We start from the raw sequence: 18,635 nt of genomic DNA on the forward strand, positions 1-18,635 counted from the left end.
GTACTACTTTGAATCGCTGGAAAATTTCAGCGGTTGATCAAGGCGATGACGGCATCGGTGATCTGTCGGGTGGTGGCGTTACCGCCGAGATCCGGGGTATGCAGACCGCTTTCGGTCACGGCTTCGATAGCCGACATCAGCTGTTTGGCCGCGGTTGTCTCGCCTAGGTGTTCGAGCATCATCGCCGCTGTCCAAAACGTCGCGATCGGGTTGGCAACACCCTTGCCAGTGATGTCGAAGGCCGAGCCGTGGATGGGTTCGAACATCGAGGGGAATTTACGCGAAGGGTTCAGGTTGGCGGTCGGCGCGATACCCAGGCTGCCGGACAAAGCGGCAGCCAGATCGGACAGGATGTCGGCGTGCAGGTTGGTGGCGACGATCACGTCCAGCGTCGACGGTTTAAGCACCATGCGCGTGGTCACCGCGTCGACCAGTTCCTTGTCGATCTTCACATCCGGAAAATCCTTGGCGACCTCGTAGAAAATCTCGTCCCACAACACCATGCCGTGACGCTGAGCGTTGGATTTGGTGACCATGGTCAGGTGCTTGCGAGGACGGCTCCGGGCCAGTTCGAAGGCGAAACGGTGAATACGCTCGACCCCGGCACGAGTGAACACAGACACTTCCGTGGCGACCTCTTCAGGCAGGCCCCGGTGAACACGACCGCCGTTGCCGGAGTACTCGCCCTCGGAGTTTTCACGCACCACGACCCAATCGATTTGATCACCATTGAGCAGCGGGCTTTTTACCCCTGGCAATACGCGAGCCGGACGCACATTGGCGTACTGGTCGAAGCCTTGGCAGATCGGCAGACGCAGGCCCCACAAGGAGATGTGATCCGGTACGTTGAGCGCACCGACAGCACCGAAGAAAATGGCATCGAAGGTTTTCAGTTCTTCCAGGCCACCTTCCGGAATGTAGTAACCATTTTTCAGGTAGTTATCGGAGTTCCAGTCGTAGTGTTTGAAAGTCAGGTCAAAACCGGATTTTTTCGACAGGGCTTGCAGTACCTCGACGCCTGCGGCGATCACTTCAACACCGATACCATCACCGGGAACTGCAGCAATTTTGTATGCACTCATCGTTAACTCCACTCTCGTCACGTTCTTGTTGTGCCTGTCGAACGGGGGTGTTCAATCAGGGTGTGAGCGGAGTATATGTAGTGAGCAAATGAGCGTGAGTTACTCCAAATCACTACATAGATGAATTTGGGTTATCAATGAGCCAGACACTGGATTTGTCTTTTTTCTACCTGCTGGCCAACAAGGGCAGCCTGGCGGCGACGGCTCGAGAGCTGGGCGTGACACCACCGGCGGTGAGCAAACGCCTGACCGCGCTGGAAGCACGACTAGGCATCCGCCTGGTCAACCGCACCACGCGCTCAATGAGTCTGACCTCGGAAGGTGAACTGTATTTTTCCCATGCCGCCCGCATCCTGACGCAGATCGATGAGGTCGAGCAGTTGCTCAGCAGCAGCCGGGCAACCCCTAAAGGCCTGATTCGCGTCAACGCTTCGCTGGGCTTCGGTCGGCGCTACATCGGCCCCGCATTGGGCGCATTCTTCGCGCAGTACCCGGAGGTGGAAATACAGCTGGAAATCAGCGATCACCCGCTCGACCTGGCGACTCACGGGTTTGACCTGGGCATTCGTTTCGGCACCCTGCCGGACGCGGCCTTCCATGCACGCAAGATCGCATCCAATCGCCGCCTGCTATGCGCCTCGCCGCTGTACCTGGAAAAGCATGGCGTGCCGCAACGTTTGGCGGATTTACAACAACACAACTGCATCTTCCTGAGACAAAACGAAACGCCCTACGGCGTGTGGAGCTTCACCAACGGCGGGCGCACGCAAAACATCAAAGTGCGCGGCGCCTTAGGCTGTAACGACGGTGAAGTGGCCCTGAATTGGGCGCTGGAAGGTTACGGGATTCTGCTTCGAGCCGAATGGGACATCGCCCGTTACGTGCGCAGTGGGCGCCTGCGCCTGGTACTGGAGGATCAGACACCGACCCGCGCCGATGTCTATGCCGTTTACCCGCAACAGTTGCACCTGTCGGCGCGAGTGCGCAGCCTGATCGATTTTCTGGTCGAGCGCTTCAAGCACATCGATCATCTGGACGAACCGGAATCTTCGCTCGACTGAATAGTGTTGGCTGGGTTCTTTGGAGACGCTGACATAGAATTCAAACTTGAACTGGAAGCAAGCAACACCGGCGGCATGGGTGAATACCTGGCACAGAAAGACCCCTTTATCGAGGAGCTTATGGGGTCAGCAAGCAGAGGTGCAGCCGGGTGCGACACCGATTGCGACCCCTCACGATAGGCAGCTTCCGGGCCAGCGTGTGTAAAAACGCATATGGATTCGCGGTGGAGGTTACGCAGCCGGTTCGAAGACACCTGCAGGGTGCGTCCAGGAAATCAGGAACGATTCAAACCTGTTGTTCTGATCAACGATCAAGACGCTCCCCTAATGACTCTGCCATCCGAACCAAATCAGCAAACGACTTTGCGTGCATTTTTTTCATTGCATGCCCGCGGTGAATTTTCACGGTGATCTCGCTCAGATTCATCTGCCCTGCAATCTGTTTATTCATCAGACCTTTGACTGCAAGGGCCATTACCTCTTTCTCACGAGCTGTCAGCGTCTGATAGTGGGCATGCAGATCTGAAAACTGCTGCTCAAATTGCCGGCGTTTGACATCGGCCTGCAGTGCGGCAGACACCGCATCCAGAAGGTCCTGTTCACGGAACGGTTTTGCCAAAAAATCCACCGCGCCGGCTTTCATCGCCTTGACAGACATTTCGATGTCCCCATGCCCGGTGATGAAAATAATCGGAATACTGGCATTGGACTTAGCTAACTGGCTTTGAAACTCAAGACCACTGTTACCTTGAAGTCGTACATCAAGGATCAAACAGCTTGCACCCTCTGTTTTTGGCTGTTGAAGAAACTCCGCAGTGGATGCGAACGTCTCGACTTGTATACCGGCAGAGCGTAAAAGATTGCTTAATGCATTGCGCATGGAAGCGTCGTCATCCACCACGAACACCATAGAACCTTTACTGCTTTGCTCATTGGATGGTGGATTTCCGTTCATGCACAGCCCTCTTTGGTTGGTTGAGGGAAAAATTCTAGCACAACACTTTACGTTGCGTAAGCGTGCACACAAACATGGTTATAACCACCCGAAAACACTGGGAAAAATCATGCAATAAAATACAGTTCCAACGCTGAAATAAAAGAAAGCAGATAACGTGGGCAATGGAGAAACGCCCTGACCTGGACACTACAACTTTCCCCACTAATGCACCAGTTGCAAAAATGCTCGCAGTTATTGGACAGAATCCTGTATTGACTTTCACCCATTCTAGAATGCGCACGACGGACAATTTCATCGCTTGAATATTCACACGTTTCCCGTATCAACCAGACTGGCTTACCGTTTGCGAAGCTTTCAAGGTCAGTCACTTCGATGGGACCTGGCTTGAGTGAACTGCTAAATCCAGAGTAATGAGCTATGTCTCCACGCCCAAGGTATATGCCATGATGCGCATAAAATTTGCGCGGACTAACCAAGTGCGAACCTATTGGCAAATCACCCACATCCTTTTCGACATGCACTAACCCCAATGGAAACATGAAAGATCTTCTTGGCGACTGACTACCATTGCAGCGCTCGACAAACAGACAACTTTCGAGTATCAGCGCTTTCAAATAACCAGCGAGGTCTATTGCCATTATCGTCAGACAGAAAACGATTGCTGATCGAAGCGATGAAAATCCACTTATCAACTTGATAGCTAGAGTATTCACGACAAACTCTCCGCAGACCCTTGTCATGTAATATATCGCCAGGACTGCGAAGCTTCATTTGTACAAATGATTAATTTAAGCAACCATTAATATACCTCCCCGAAACCTAAGTATTAAACAGAACACTTGGTTGCAGGCGACCAGACTGCAGTAGATTCAACCATGCTCGACAGGAAGGGTGAATTGAACGGTAGCACCGCGGGGGCGGTTGACGCTTGCCCACAAATGGCCGCCATGTGCCTCGATGATCGAACGGCAGATTGATAACCCCATCCCCAATCCGGTGGGCTTGGTGGTGTAGAAAGATGCGAAAATCTGCTCGGTGTTTTCCGAGGCAAACCCTGGCCCCGAATCGCTCACACTGACGAGCACACAACCGGCGTCATTTAACAGAGCGCTGATGTGCAATTGGCGTTCACCCTCGCTCACACCATTCATGGCCTCGAGCGCATTCATGATCAAGTTGAGCAGCACCTGTTGCAGTTCAACGCGGTCGCCTTCGATAAATGGCAAACCGTCTTTGAGTTGAGTCCGAATCAAGGTCCCACTTTTCATGATCTGGCCACGGGTGAACTCGATCATTTCGCGAATCGCCGCGTTGATGTCCACCGCGCCCTTTTGCGGTGGTGCCTTGCGGATATGCCGACGAATTCGACCCAATACATCGGCTGCCCGATTGGCATCCATGATCAGACTGCCAAGTACTTTGTGGACCTCTTCGATCTCCGGCGGCTGGACGTTCAGCCAGCGCAGCGCGGCGTTGGCATTGAGGATGGCCGCTGCAATCGGTTGATTGACTTCATGAGCAATCGAGGCGACAAGCTGCCCCATGGTCGCGACACGGTTCGCGTGGGCCAATTCCGTTTGCACCTCGCGATAGCGTCGTTCGCTTTCGCGGATTTTTTCTTCCGCCTGTTTGCGCTCGGTCAGATCCAGCACGAAAGCGACCCCTTCCTTGCTGCTGGCTTCGAACATCGCCAAACCGACAATCACCGGCAGGCGGCTACCATCCTTTCTGAAATATTCCTTCTCGTGGGGTTGGGCATAGCCGGTCCGCACGGCTTGTGCCAGAAAGTGCTCGCTGACTTCACGAAATTCCGGTGTTGTCAGATCTCTCCAGCGCAGACAGCCCGAGACAAGATCCTCTCGCTCGTATCCCAGCATGCGAAGAAACGCATCATTGGCCTCGACGATGTCACCGTCGGCGTTCCAGACGAGGATCCCGATGATGTTGGCGTCTACCAGACGTCGAATCTTCCCTTCGCGCTCGGCAACCTCGCGGTACAAACGGGCATTTTCCAGCGAAATAGCAGCCTGTGAGGCCACCAGTTTCAACACGGCAATCCGGGATGGGCTGAACACACGGGCGGTCAGATTGTTTTCGAGGTAGAGCGCACCGGTCAGTTTGGCCTGGTTCATCAACGGCAGGCAGAGAACCGATCGGACGTGGTGCCGACGTATATAGGGGTCTTCGGCAAATGGGGCCTCGGTCAGGGCATCATCAAGAAAAACACTCTCACCCGTGCGCAGGACATGGTAGAGCAGTGACTCCGGCAGCAGTGCCGAAGTCATCGGCTCATCGCGCAACTGCATCGAATGGCTGCCAGTGGTCACTTGCGCTGCTATGCGGTGCTCACCCGTGTCCGACAGAATCAACACGCCTCGTTCGGCACCGGCCTGTTCGATGGCTGTGCGCATGATCATGTCGATGAGTTTTTCCAGGACGATCTCTCCCGACACGGCCTGCGAGACCTTTATCACGGTGGCCAGATCGAGGTGTTCGACCGGTGCAGCCATCGTAGTTGTCGGGCCGAGCGTTTGCTCTTCGGTCCTCAGCAACGGATACCGCGCCTCAAGCTGCCGCACCTTACCATCAGCGCCCCAACGCAGGTAGCCGTAGCGGGCGTCTTGCAAGTAAACGCGGGCTACTTTCCCAAGACCGCGAGCCGCGTAGAAGCGAGACGCCAGTTCGTTGGCAAGTGCTTCGATATGGACAAAGCCGCTCTTCTGCGCCGAATGGACGGCTTGTTCGTAAAGCAACTCGGCCTCGATCAAGCGTCCTTCGACGCGGGCGATCTCGGCGTCGACCAGCGCGGCCCGGCTCGCGAAATTCTCTGGGCACTGTTGAGCCCAGATCTGGAGTTGCCGGTGATCCGTCGCCATTGCGATCAAGTGCTGTGCACGCTCGTCCACCGGGACACTGTCGCACCATCGGGCACGAGCCAGCGCGTCATAGAAGTAAAACTCAGCTTCCTCGAAGAACAAATATGACGCCCATAGCAACTGCTGTGCCTTTGCGGCGGCTTGCATGGCCGCCTTGGGGTCGTCGGCCATGTAGCAGGCCTGTAATTTGCGAACCCAGTACCAGCACTCGGCCAATGCCAGGTCCGGATTGCTGGACAGGTGGGCTTCGGTGCCTGGCTCGTCAAACTGTCCATCATCAAAACAACCGAATATTGGCGTCGAACCCCGGAGCATCCGGATCAGCGCCAGTTGTGTGCCAATGAAATCGGTAACCAGCCCGAACCGCACTTTCCTGGCGTAAGCCAAGCCACGTTCGGCTTCGTCCTGTACCTCGGACAATGGCTCGCCGGCGAAGAGAGCGTCGGAGGTGAGGCTATTGCCCGCATAAGCACCATATGGCAAGTCACCGATCCGGTTCGCCGCAGCAAATGAGCGGTGCAGCAGGTCGCGGCATTGCCCTACAGGCTTCATCCAGCGCACGGAAAAATTCGAGAAACAAAGATAGGTACTGGCTTCAAATCGCTTCAGGCCTCGTTGCTCAACGAGTTCGCAGCCGAGTTGGCCGAATCGAAATCCCGCCTGGTAGTCGCCGAAACGCCGTCCGGCGACTCTGAATGCATTGGCGTAATGCACACATGAAGCATCGCAGTTGCCCCCTTCGAGGCTCAGGCTGATCGCCTTGCAGATCAACAGGTCCGTCAGGTTTGCATCCGTCTGCAAGGCAGGCGGGAAGAGCTTGCTCAGAGCGCTGACGGTCATGAGGGAGCCCGCATCCTCCATCAGCGGCAAATCGATCAGTTCCTCGATTTGCCGATCGCCCAGTAACGACCAGATATGGTCGTACTCCTGACGCACTTCATCGTCGCTCGGATGGGCCGACCACTCGATGCCCACATGCCGCAGATAGGCGAGACAGACAGCGACCGCGCCATCGCTGCGATCCATGAGCAGGTAGACATCCATTTGCAGGCACACGACATTGGCTCGTTCGATCGTAGTCGTGGCGCGATCCGACAGCGCCGCCAGGCGCTTGTCCGCGACCGATAACTGCCCGGTCAGCAGCTCGCATTCGGCCCGGTTCAACTCCAGCGCGAACATCAACCCATGGAGACGCGTCCAACAGCTGTCGTCCAACAGCTGCGCGCCCGTGGTGAGATAGTTGAGCGCCGAAGCATAGGCCGTTGACGCCTTGGCACGCTGGCCGGCCATCAGGTTGAGCTCTGCCAATTGCTCCCGCTCGGCCTGATCGGTGAGCAGCACTGCGCCGCTGTTGAGCTGGCCGACGATGTCAAAGATCGCCTCCTCCCGCCCTTGCAAGGGCGTCTGCGCTGCGAGCAGCCGGCCTATTCGCAGATGAGCCTCGGCGCGAGCCCCCTTGGGGATCAGTGAATAGGCCGCTTCATGAATACGGTCATGAACAAAGCCATAAGCGCCTTCCAGCCGCTGAACCAACTCCTGGCGTACGGCTTCCCACAATACCGTGCGGATCTGTGCCTGGGGGATGTCCAGAACGGTCGAAAGCGTCGTGGTCCCGGCAACGTTCCCCAGACAGGCAAGCTGCTGTAATGCCAGTTGCGTTTCAGCCGGCAAGCGGGTCAGCTTGCCGACCATCAGGTCCACGATGTTGTCGGTGTAGCCCTTGGCATGGATGCGCTCCGGACTCCAGCACCACTGCCTTGCTTGATGATCGAAAGTCAGCAGCTGTTCGTCAGCGAGCGTTTGCAGAAACTGGATCACGAAGAACGGGTTGCCGGCGGTTTTGTCCAGCACCAACTGCGCCAGGGGCTCGATGTGCGCAAGCTCGTCGTGAAGCGCATCCGCAATCAACTGCTCAATGTGTCCCTTCGCGAGCGGCGCCAGCGTGATTTCATCTACCCTGCCCCCCGCGTTCCGAATGGCCTGAAGTTTGCCCGTTAGTGAGTGCGTGACATTCACCTCATTGCTGCGGTAGGCACCTACCAGCATCAGATGCCGCACATCCGAGCTGGTCAACAGATCCTCCAGCAGGTCGAGCGTTGCCGCGTCGATCCACTGCAGATCGTCCAGGAACAGGGCAAGCGGATGCTCCGCCCGGGCAAATACACCGATAAAGCGCCGGAACACCAGGAGGAAACGGCGTTGGGCCTGTTGAGGCTCAAGTGTCTGCACCGGTGGCGGCTCACCAATGATGAGCTTCAGTTCGGGAATGAGGTCGGTCATGAGCCCCGCGTTGGCATCCAGTGCGTTCTGTAATGCGTCACGCCATTGCGCCAGCTCAGTGTCGTTCTTGCCTAGCAGCGTGCGCACCAGGCTTTGAAAGGCCTGCACCAGCGTCGAATAGGGAATATCGCGCCGGTATTGATCGAACTTGCCAGCTGCGAAGAGTCCTCGCGGTGGGACCAGCGCTTTGTGCAGCTCATTGACCACAGAGGATTTGCCAATACCGGAATAGCCGGTGACCAACATCAGTTCCGGCGCGCTGCTGGCGATGATCCGATCGAACGCGGCGATCAAGGTACTCACCTCATGCTCGCGCCCGTAGAGTTTCTCGGGAATCATCAGCCGATCGGATGTCCCTTGCTCACCCAACGCAAAGGCATTGATGTGGCGCAAGGACTCCCAGTCTGCCAGGCATTGCCGCAGATCGTGTTCAACACTCGCAGCCGTCTGGTAGCGCTCCTCAGCAGTCTTGGCGAGCAGCTTCATGACAATCCGGGAAAGCACATCGGGGACGGTTTCGACCCGCACGCTCGGTGGCTGCGGTTGTTTGGCGATATGGCAGTGCACCCACTCTATCGGGTCAGATGCCGTAAACGGCAGCGAACCCGTGAGCATCTGGTAAAGCGTGACGCCGAAGGAATAGAGGTCGCTGCGCAAATCGATCGAGCGATTCATCCTGCCGGTCTGCTCAGGTGCCATATAGGCGAGCGTGCCGGCGATAGTCTCAGGCGCCTGTCGCTCACGCGGTAGCCACGAGGCGAGGCCGAACCCTGTAAGCCGGGCCTGACCGTCGGAGCAGTTCACCAAAATATGAGAGGGCTTGATATCTTTATGGACGAGTCCGCGCTGGTGGAGCTTTCCCAATGCCTGCGCGATGCTAATGGCAAGACGCAGAAAAGTTGGCGTTTCCATGGGGGCAACCAGCAGCTGCACAAGCGGCGTGCCACCCGTATCCTCCAGCAGCAGATACATCTGCCCACTTTCTCGCACCATCTCAAGCGGACGCACAGCCCAAGAGCCATCCAGTTCGTCCTTCAGGCCAAACTCGTGGACGAAACGGCCAAGACAAGCCGGAAGCGGTTGTTCAGCAGCAGGTCGTGCAACCAGAACATTGCGGTTGCCTTCCACACCCGAGCGTAACTCTCGACAGAAGGTACGCTCGCCATCGTTCCATAGTATTTGCATGCTGTTATCCGTCGGAGCGGGAACAATAAGTAGGTTCTTGACTGCCGCACATTGCCGTCACGCGGTATCCAGTGTCGCGCCGCACATGCCGATGCCGCCGCAATAGCCTACAACAGCTTCCAGCACCATTAGAACCTGGATTTGACCCAGCCCACCGGCAGCACAAAGATCAATGCCAGTGATAAAGCTAACGGGGGGACGCTTCACGGAACAACGTAGCCTCAAGTCACGCTACGGCCAGAGGCACGGGCTGCTCTTGATGTTGACCGAGATAGCGACAGAAGCACGAACGCAACCAGCGTTCCCGAGGGTCGTTGTGGGCTGCGCCGCGCCAGGCCATGGACAAGTCCGGCGCCGGTAGCGCCAACGGCGCAAAGTCGGCGCGCATCCCTTCCATTCGCGCCATGGCCCGGGCGACGTAGTCCGGTACGATCGCAATCATGTCGCTGCCGGCGAGCAAAGCGGGCAAGGCACTGAACTGCGGAACAGCCAGGACTACCCTGCGCTGCCGACCGACCAGACTCAGGGCATGGTCGGCATCGTCGATGACATTTCCCATCGACGAGACAACCACATGAGGCCGTCTGCAAAAGTCATCCAGCTCCAGGGCGCCAGGGTCCGAATCGGCGCGCAATAGCATTGGCTGCATCGCTCGCAGGCTTTTGCAATGGGCACTGGCCGGCAACTCCTGGGCGAAGCTGATACCCACGGAAATCTCTCCCGAGGTCAGCAATTGGGGTAGTTGCCGATGGTCCACTCTACGCACTACCAGCGTGATGTTTGGCGCCTCATCTCGCAGGTGCTTGATCAAACGTGGAAGCAGCGCGTACTCGACATCGTCAGAGAGTCCGATATGAAAGGTCTCGTCACTGGTGAGTGGGTCGAACGCCTGGGCACAACTCAAGGCGACAGCGATGCCATCCAATGCTGGCGTCAGCCGCGCATGAATTTCTTCTGCGCGCGCAGTCGGCTCCATCACCCTGCCAGTGCGGATGAACAGCGGATCATTGAACATCGAACGCAGTCGCCCGAGGGCGCTGCTGATAGTGGCCTGGCACAGGAAAAGTTTCTCTGCGGCCCGGGTAACGTTGCGCTCGCACATCACTGTTTCGAAGACAATCAACAGATTGATGTCGGCACGCCGCAGATCATTTCTGTTCATCACGTTCACCGCCCAGGCACAAGGCCGCATGAGTAAGGGAGTTCAAGCTTATGCAGCCCAACAGCAAGCCGTCACTTGTATCTAGGTTCAACCGATGTATCCCTTGGTTGCGCAGCCTTGTACGTGGGTATGCCCGCAATCGCGACCCAGTAGTACAAGACCAACTTGGGTGATTTCATCGAACTTCCAAGTTCCCCCACACTTTGGTCTTAGCAGATTATACATTGGTATACTTCAACACTTTATAAGTCGGCGTATGTTGTAATAACGGCCAAAGCTGTCACGAGGGTCCCAAATGAAGCAAGACACACCAATACGCAACTCAATGATTATCGCCATCGTCGATGATGATGACTCGGTCCGGACAGCGCTTGAAAGCTTGCTGCGATCCAGCGGTTACAAAGTTCAAACTTATTGCAGCGCTCTGGAGTTTCTCAACACGAACGGCCCCGCTCAAACACATTGCCTCATTTCCGATATCCAGATGCCGGGAATGAGCGGTTTGGAGCTTCACAAGCAGCTCGTCGCGATGGGCTTTCACATTCCCACTATATTCATCACGGCTTACCCTGAAGCCCTCCCCCCCCTTGGCACCAATACGCCTGCGCTGATTGCCTGTCTGCCTAAACCTTGTGACGCCAATAAGCTTCTGAACTACATCGAAACAGCCCTCCTCCAGCAGAACTGAGAGCGCTCTGAAAGTTCTCTTTAGCATCCAATACAAACCTTCGTATATACCCATACCCCTGACGTATAGTTTTTCTGAACCGATGTAGAAGTGCGCCAAAAATAATCCAGCCATAACATAAATCCACAGCGGGCGACCTGCTGCATTCAACATAGATACCTGGAACTTCGGCGCCTATGTATCGCTCCACCAAACTTGAAGAACAACTTCAAGAACATTGAAAACCTTTTTGAGGAACAACTAATGAAACAGCATATTCTGGTTATTGGTGCGGGGTTCGGTGGTGTGTGGAGTGCATTGAGCGCCGCCCGCCTACTGGATAAGCACAGTCGTAGCGACGTGGAAATCACGCTGCTGGCACCCCAGGCGCAATTGCGCATCCGTCCCCGCTTCTACGAAAGCGACGTGCACAAAATGTTCGCTCCACTGGATGGCTTGTTCGACTCGGTAGGTGTGCGTTTCATCAAAGGCACCGCCGAGCACATTGATGACCTCGGAAGGACTGTTGGCTATCGCGATGAGGCTGGCCGGTGGAGCACATTGACCTATGATCGCCTGGTGCTTGCCGCTGGCAGCCAGTTAGCCCGTCCGACGGTGCCAGGCCTTGACGCCCATGCCTTCGACGTTGATCAGATCGAAGCCGCGGTGCGCCTGGAGAACCACCTCAAATCCCTCAAGAACCGTCCCTCCAGCGTTGCCCGCAACACGGTGGTGGTCGCCGGTGGCGGTTTCACCGGTATCGAGACCGGCACCGAGATGCCGGCGCGCCTGCGGTCCTTGCTCGGTAACGATCAGGACATCCGCGTGATCATCATCGACCGTGCGCCTCAGATCGGCGCAACCATGGGTGAGGGAATTCGTCCATCAATCATCGAGGCGTCCGAATACCTGGGCATTGAATGGGTGGTCAACGCCAGCGTGACCGCAGTGGACGCCAACGGCGTTACCCTCGCCGATGGTCGCCGCATCGAGAGCCAAACAGTGATCTGGACCGTCGGCTTCCGCGCCAGTCCGCTGACCGAACAGATTTCCAGCGTGCGCGATGTCCAGGGGCGCCTGCACGTCGATGAGAACCTGAAGGTGCTCGGCCAGGAGCATGTCTACGCCGCTGGAGACGTCGCCTATGCCGCCACCGACGACCTCGGCAACTTCGCCGCAATGTCTTGCCAGCACGCGATTTCTCTAGGCCGTCACGCCGGCAATAACGTCGCTGCGGACCTGCTCGGTGTCGCGCCCACCCCCTACCGTCAGCCCAAGTACGTGACCTGCCTCGATCTGGGCGCCTGGGGCGCGGTGTTTACTGAAGGCTGGGATCGTCAGCTCAAGTTGGTCAAGGAAACGGCCAAGGAGCTCAAGACGCAGATCAACACCCAGTGGATCTACCCGCCGGTAGCTGATCGGGCCGCCGCCCTGGCAGCTGCCGACCCGATGATTCCTGTGGCTTGAAGCCCCCTCCACCTGAACCCGACGTGACCCAAGCAATAGGAGAAGGACCATGACAATGCAGTTGAACCAACCCTCCCAAAAGGATGGAACACAGAAAAGGAACGCTCAGCAGGAGTCAAACATGAGCTTGCACAACACGGGGTCCGAGGAGCTGGTTCCTTCGCGCTATGCGCTGCGGATCGGCGAGATTGACGTGCTGGTGGTCAGTGATGGAGTGCTGCCTCTGCCGACCGAGACGATGTCCACCAATGCCGACCCGGCCGCCCGCGCGGCCTGGTTCAAGGACATGTTCCTGGGGCCGGACGCGTTCGATTGGGCGCTGAACGTACTGGTGGTGCGCAGCGGCGACAAGCTCATCCTCGTCGACGCGGGACTGGGCGGGCAGTTCCCCGGCTTTCCGCGGGCCGGGCAGTTCCCCAAACGACTGAAGGCCGCCGGTATCGATCTTTCGTCCGTGACCGACGTGGTGATTACCCATATGCACATGGACCATATTGGCGGGCTGCTGGTCGATGAGGTGAAGAGCCAACTGCGTCCGGATCTGCGCATCCACGTTTCAGCCACCGAGGTCGCGTTCTGGGAGTCGCCCGATTTCTCCCTCACCGCCATGCCGTCGCCGGTGCCGGACGTGCTGCGGGCAACGGCCAATCAGTTCATTAACGAATACCGCAGCAAGGTGCGCACGTTCGAGGATGAGTATGAGGTGGCACCAGGCGTGGTCGTCAAGCTCACCGGTGGCCACACCCCAGGGCACAGCGTGGTCTACGTGACATCCGGCGGCGAGCGGTTGACCTTCGCGGGCGACGCCCTGTTCCCGGTCGCCTTCGAACACCCCGACTGGCATAACGGCTTTGAACATGATCCTGAGGAGTCGGTTCGCGTTCGTGTCCGCCTGTTGCAAGAGGCGGCGGCTAGCGGTGAGCTGTTCGTGGCGACTCACCTGCCCTTCCCCTCCGTTGGCCGGGTGGCAGTGGACGGTGACGCCTTTCGTTGGGTCGCGGGTTTCTGGGACTACTGATCGCTTGTCGGGTTGCGCCTGCGTTCACGGAGGCACGAATCTCCCTGAGCAACAACACATGATCGAGAGACCGCCAATGAAAGACTCCAATCGGGAGATAGATCTCCAGCGTCGGGCCATATTGACAAGTTCAGCAGTAGTGGCCGCCAGTTTGTTGGTTCCGCTTTCCAGTTTTTCCGGGTTGACGCAGGCCGCTGACAAGCCCTCTACAACCCAACACAAACCAGATCACAAGGAGATGCGCGCTATGAACTCTATTACGACCAAAGACGGCACCGAGATTTTCTTCAAGGATTGGGGTCCGAAAGACGCGACGCCCATCGTGTTTCACCACGGCTGGCCATTGAGCGCGGACGACTGGGACAACCAGATGATGTTTTTCTTGCTCAAAGGCTATCGGGTGATCGCGCACGACCGCCGCGGTCACGGGCGCTCGACCCAAACCTGGGTGGGCAACGAAATGGACACCTACACCGCCGATGTCATCGAGCTGACCGATGCGCTCGACCTTAAAGGTGCGATCCATGTCGGCCATTCGACCGGTGGTGGTGAAGTAGCGCGCTACGCCGCTCGAGCAAAACCGGGACGCGTTGCCAAGGCCGTACTGATCAGCGCGGTTCCCCCCATCATGGTTAAGTCAGAGAAGAACCCCGGCGGTTTACCTCTGGAAGTGTTCGACGGGTTCCGTTCGGCACTGGCCGCCAGCCGCGCGCAGTTTTACCTGGACGTACCATCGGGACCGTTCTACGGTTTCAATCGACCCGGGGCGAAGGTTTCACAAGGCGTAATCGACAACTGGTGGCGGCAAGGCATGATGGGCGGTGCAAAAGCTCATTACGACTGCATCAAAGCGTTTTCCGAGACCGACTTCACCGAAGACCTGAAGGCGATTCAGGTGCCCACACTGGTCATGCATGGAGAGGATGATCAGATTGTGCCGATTGCCGACTCTGCACCGCTTTCGGCCAAACTATTGAAGCATTCCACGCTCAAGACGTACCCGGGCTTTCCCCACGGTATGCCGACGACCAACGCGGATCAGATCAACGCCGATTTGTTGGCGTTCATTCGCGGTTGAGCACTAACCTCGTGACGGCGATCTGATCGCCGTCGCGGCGTCTGAAATGGTTGGTGCTGGAAAACCCTGAACGACGAAACACCCGCTGAAAGATTTAGCCAATCTGTTGCATCGACCAGTTGAATCCACAGCAAAAAACGGTCATTCGCCCCCCCGAAACAATCTTTGTGATCCCCCGCACAACCGGTCACCAGTGCCTGCGCCAACCGGGCACTGTTGCGCTTTGCCACGCCACGAACTGATATGAATATTTTCACAAGCATTGCGCATTGATTTTTATTGTGTCATTTATAGTCTCGCCGATCACAGGACTGATCCGCCGCGCCAACCCGGATGGCGGGCACCCGTACCCCCAAATGCCCTCCAAGGAGTCAACAATATGAACAAGACAGAACTTCTAGGTGCTCTGGCGCTATGCGCTTTCAGCTTCCTGGCACATGCCGACGAAGACAGCCTGCGTATCGGTATCGAAGCCGCCTACCCTCCCTTCTCCTTCAAGACACCAGAGGGCAACGTCAGCGGATTCGATTACGACATCGGCAACGCCTTGTGCGAAGAAATGAAGGTCAAATGCGAGTGGGTCATTCAGGAGTTCGACGGCATGATCCCGTCGCTCAAAGTGCGCAAGATCGATGCCGTGCTGTCGTCGATGTCGATCACGGAAGACCGGATGAAGTCCGTGGATTTCAGCAAAAAGTACTACCACACACCGGGCAAGTTCGCGATGAAGGCCGGTAACCTGATCAATGACCCTTTGGTGGACCTCAAGGGTAAGAAAATCGGCGTGCAGCGCTCCTCGACTTACGATCGTTTTGCCACCGAGCAACTGGAAAAAGCCGGCGTCGTCGTGGTGCGCTATTCCTCACAAAATGAAGCCTTCCTCGATCTCGCCTCGGGTCGTCTGGACGCCACCCTCGCCGACATCGTCAACACCGATGAGAGCTTCATCAAGACACCGGCTGGCCAGGGCTTCGCACTGACAGGACCCGACATCAACGATCCGAAGTATTTTGGCCGGGGTGCCGGGATTGCCGTGCGCAAAGGCGACAGTGCCAACGTTGCGCGCCTGAGTGCTGCGATTGACGCCATTCGCGCCAATGGCAAGTACCAGCAAGTGATGGCCAAGTACTTCGCGTTCGATATCTACGGCGAGTAAGCCTTACCCCTGCCCCCCTGACCCCTGACCCGGCGACGGCCCATCGCAGGCGTCTGTCGGGGCTTGTCTTGCGCGCCTCGCGGCGCTTGCTTGAGGAACTTCATGATGCTCCACGGCTACGGATCGAGCATTCTCGATGGCGCCTGGCTGACCATAAACCTGGCCTTGACGTCCATGTCCCTGGCAATTGCCCTGGGGCTGATCGGCGCGGCATTCCGATTGTCACCACTCAAATGGCTGGCCGTGCTCGGGGAAAGTTACACCACCCTGATTCGCGGTATTCCAGACCTGGTGCTGATCCTGCTGATTTTCTACGGTGGCCAGGATCTGGTGAACCGCATTGCCCTGGCGCTCGGTTACACCCGCTATATCGACATCAACCCCTTTATCGCCGGCGTCTGCACCATGGGCTTCATTTTTGGTGCCTACCTCTCGGAAACCTTTCGCGGCGCCTTCATGGCGATCCCCAAAGGTCAGGCCGAGGCCGGCGTGGCCTATGGCATGGGCGGTGCGCAGGTGTTCTGGCGAATTCTGGTACCGCAGATGATTCGTTTCGCCATTCCCGGGTTCACCAACAATTGGTTGGTACTGACCAAATCCACCGCGCTGATCTCGGTGATCGGCTTGCAGGACATGATGTTCAAAGCCAAGAACGCAGCGGATGCCACACACGAGCCATTCACGTTTTTCCTCGCGGTAGCGGCGCTGTATCTGATGCTCACCAGCCTGTCCTTGCTGGTGCTGCGCTATCTGGAAAAACACTACTCGGTCGGCATCAAAGCCGCCGAATTGTGAGGGGAGCCGCCCATGATTCTCGACTACAACCTGATCTGGGAAAACCTGCCGCTGTACTTCAATGGCACCTTGTTGACCCTCAAAGTCCTGTTCATTTCCCTGGCCCTGGGTTTGGTATTGGCAATTCCACTGGCGCTGATGCGGGTGTCGCGATCACCGCTGATCAACTTCCCGGCCTGGCTCTATACCTACGTGATTCGCGGCACGCCGATGCTGGTGCAACTGTTCCTGATCTATTACGGCCTGGCGCAGTTCGAAGCCGTGCGCCAAAGCGTGCTCTGGCCTTACCTCTCCAGCGCCACCTTTTGCGCCTGTCTGGCCTTCGCGATCAACACCAGTGCCTATAGCGCCGAGTTGCTGGCCGGCAGTTTGAAATCCACCCCCCATGGCGAGATCGAAGCCGCCAAGGCCATGGGCATGTCACGCCTGACCCTGTATCGCCGCATTCTCATGCCGTCGGCCTTGCGCCGGGCATTGCCGCAGTACAGCAACGAAGTGCTGATGATGCTGCAAACCACCAGCCTGGCCTCCATCGTCACCCTCGTCGACATCACCGGAGCCGCGCGGACTGTCAGCTCACGGTTCTATCTACCGTTCGAGGCGTTTATCACCGCCGGCCTCATCTACCTCGCCCTGACCTTCATTCTGGTGCGCCTGTTCAAGTTGGCCGAGCGCCATTGGCTGGCGTATCTGGCACCGCGCAAGTACTAAGGAGCTGTTATGGAGCACATTCAATACCGCTTGCCGTGGAGTGCATCGGGCACCGAACGCACGCTGACGCTGTTTCGTTTTGGCAGTGGAGCACGCAAAGCGTACATCCAGGCGTCATTGCATGCCGACGAGTTGCCGGGGATGCGCGTCGCCGTCGAGCTCAAGCGCCGTCTTCTGGAACTGGAAACACAAGGCCGCCTGACCGGGGTGATCGAGTTGGTGCCAATGGCCAATCCGATCGGTATCGCCCAGATGTTCCAGGCCACCCATCAGGGGCGCTTTGAGTTCTCCAGCGGCAAGAACTTCAATCGCGAGTTCCCGGAGTTGGTCGATGCCGTCGCACCCCTGTTGGAAGGCCAATTGGGAGACGATGCCGACGCCAACGTCGCACTCATCCGCCGCGCCATGGGCGATGCCCTCGCCGCCATGCCAGCACCGACCTCGGAACTCGACGGCCTGCGTCGCTTGTTGCTGCAACATGCCTGTGACGCCGATGTGGTGCTGGACCTGCACTGCGATTTCGAATCGATCATGTTGTTGTATGCGATGCCGCAACACTGGCCACGCTTGCAGTCACTGGCCGCTCGCCTCGGCGCCGGGGTCACGTTGTTGGCCGAAGATGCGGGCGGCAGTGCCTTCGACGAAGCCTGCGCAATTGCATGGTTACGCCTGGCTGAGCGGTTTCCTGAAGCCAATATTCCCCTGGCGTGCATGGCCACCACCATCGAATTGCGTGGCATGGCAGACACCGAGCGCGGGCAATGCGTCGACAGTGCACAAGCCATTCTCGGGTATCTCGCCGAACAAGGCCTGATCAGCGGTGACTGGCCAGCGGCACCGCCGAGCCATTGCCAGGCCATGCCATTCGCCGGCGCGCAGTACGCCTGTGCGCCCCATCCGGGTGTGGTGAGTTTTCTGCAACCGCTGGGCGCGCAGGTCAAGGTTGGCGATCCGCTCTTCGAGGTCATCGACCCGCTGACCGACCGCCATAGCGTGGTGAGCGCCAGCACCGACGGGATTCTCTATGCCCGCGAACGGCTGCGCTATGCCCAGCCTGGATTGTGGCTGGCCAAAGTTGCCGGTTCTACCCCCATTCGCCAGGGTCGCTTGCTCAGCGACTGATTCCAGAGAGTTAAAAC

14 protein-coding genes are annotated in these 18,635 nt (G+C 57.5%); 9 read left to right on the plus strand and 5 right to left on the minus strand.

What is annotated here, in order from left to right:
- Positions 1 to 26 precede the first annotated feature (26 nt).
- Complete coding sequence (locus ACZ9IM_RS20055) at positions 27 to 1,082, minus strand: tartrate dehydrogenase (RefSeq protein ID WP_008076642.1); 1,056 nt, start codon at positions 1,080 to 1,082, stop codon at positions 27 to 29.
- 137 nt (positions 1,083 to 1,219) lie between these two features.
- Between ACZ9IM_RS20055 and ACZ9IM_RS20060 the strand changes: the two genes are divergently transcribed.
- Positions 1,220 to 2,143 carry a LysR family transcriptional regulator gene (locus ACZ9IM_RS20060; RefSeq protein ID WP_063343356.1) on the plus strand — a complete coding sequence of 308 codons (924 nt, stop codon included), beginning with the start codon at positions 1,220 to 1,222 and terminating at the stop codon, positions 2,141 to 2,143.
- A 304-nt stretch (positions 2,144 to 2,447) separates the two neighbouring features.
- On the opposite strand, the gene ACZ9IM_RS20065 is transcribed toward ACZ9IM_RS20060, so the two are convergent.
- From ACZ9IM_RS20065 to ACZ9IM_RS20080, 4 genes are all read right to left on the minus strand, one after another.
- Positions 2,448 to 3,098 (minus strand): response regulator transcription factor, encoded by a 651-nt coding sequence (locus ACZ9IM_RS20065; protein ID WP_427623510.1) that lies wholly within the window; start codon positions 3,096 to 3,098, stop codon positions 2,448 to 2,450.
- Positions 3,099 to 3,205: 107 nt separating this feature from the next.
- Positions 3,206 to 3,814: a lecithin retinol acyltransferase family protein gene (locus ACZ9IM_RS20070; protein ID WP_476224815.1), complete on the minus strand. Its 609-nt coding sequence runs from the start codon at positions 3,812 to 3,814 to the stop codon at positions 3,206 to 3,208.
- A gap of 156 nt (positions 3,815 to 3,970) precedes the next feature.
- Positions 3,971 to 9,442: a trifunctional serine/threonine-protein kinase/ATP-binding protein/sensor histidine kinase gene (locus tag ACZ9IM_RS20075; RefSeq protein WP_476224816.1), complete on the minus strand. Its 5,472-nt coding sequence runs from the start codon at positions 9,440 to 9,442 to the stop codon at positions 3,971 to 3,973.
- Between the two features lie 226 nt (positions 9,443 to 9,668).
- A complete protein-coding gene (locus ACZ9IM_RS20080; RefSeq protein WP_218396514.1) occupies positions 9,669 to 10,604 on the minus strand; it encodes a LysR family transcriptional regulator in 936 nt (311 codons plus the stop codon).
- Positions 10,605 to 10,899: 295 nt separating this feature from the next.
- Here ACZ9IM_RS20080 and ACZ9IM_RS20085 point away from each other — a divergent pair, with 295 nt between their 5' ends.
- From ACZ9IM_RS20085 to ACZ9IM_RS20120, 8 genes are all read left to right on the plus strand, one after another.
- Positions 10,900 to 11,292: a response regulator transcription factor gene (locus ACZ9IM_RS20085; protein WP_427623507.1), complete on the plus strand. Its 393-nt coding sequence runs from the start codon at positions 10,900 to 10,902 to the stop codon at positions 11,290 to 11,292.
- 243 nt (positions 11,293 to 11,535) lie between these two features.
- A complete protein-coding gene (locus ACZ9IM_RS20090; protein WP_427623506.1) occupies positions 11,536 to 12,738 on the plus strand; it encodes an NAD(P)/FAD-dependent oxidoreductase in 1,203 nt (400 codons plus the stop codon).
- 49 nt (positions 12,739 to 12,787) lie between these two features.
- Positions 12,788 to 13,756, plus strand: coding sequence for an MBL fold metallo-hydrolase (locus ACZ9IM_RS20095; protein ID WP_427623505.1), 969 nt, complete (start codon positions 12,788 to 12,790; stop codon positions 13,754 to 13,756).
- Positions 13,757 to 14,003: 247 nt separating this feature from the next.
- Complete coding sequence (locus tag ACZ9IM_RS20100) at positions 14,004 to 14,834, plus strand: alpha/beta fold hydrolase (protein ID WP_008011081.1); 831 nt, start codon at positions 14,004 to 14,006, stop codon at positions 14,832 to 14,834.
- 379 nt (positions 14,835 to 15,213) lie between these two features.
- The gene (locus tag ACZ9IM_RS20105; RefSeq protein WP_063343350.1) at positions 15,214 to 15,990 is read left to right on the plus strand and encodes an ABC transporter substrate-binding protein; all 777 of its coding nucleotides are present in this window, start codon (positions 15,214 to 15,216) and stop codon (positions 15,988 to 15,990) included.
- 105 nt (positions 15,991 to 16,095) lie between these two features.
- On the plus strand, positions 16,096 to 16,785 hold the full coding sequence (locus ACZ9IM_RS20110; RefSeq protein WP_032830789.1) for an ABC transporter permease: 690 nt from the start codon (positions 16,096 to 16,098) through the stop codon (positions 16,783 to 16,785).
- Between the two features lie 12 nt (positions 16,786 to 16,797).
- A complete protein-coding gene (locus tag ACZ9IM_RS20115) occupies positions 16,798 to 17,496 on the plus strand; it encodes an ABC transporter permease (RefSeq protein ID WP_476224817.1) in 699 nt (232 codons plus the stop codon).
- A 9-nt stretch (positions 17,497 to 17,505) separates the two neighbouring features.
- Complete coding sequence (locus ACZ9IM_RS20120) at positions 17,506 to 18,618, plus strand: succinylglutamate desuccinylase/aspartoacylase family protein (protein ID WP_476224818.1); 1,113 nt, start codon at positions 17,506 to 17,508, stop codon at positions 18,616 to 18,618.
- The last annotated feature ends 17 nt before the right edge of the window (positions 18,619 to 18,635 follow it).

The sequence above is a fragment of the Pseudomonas sp. TE12508 genome (assembly GCF_056279485.1).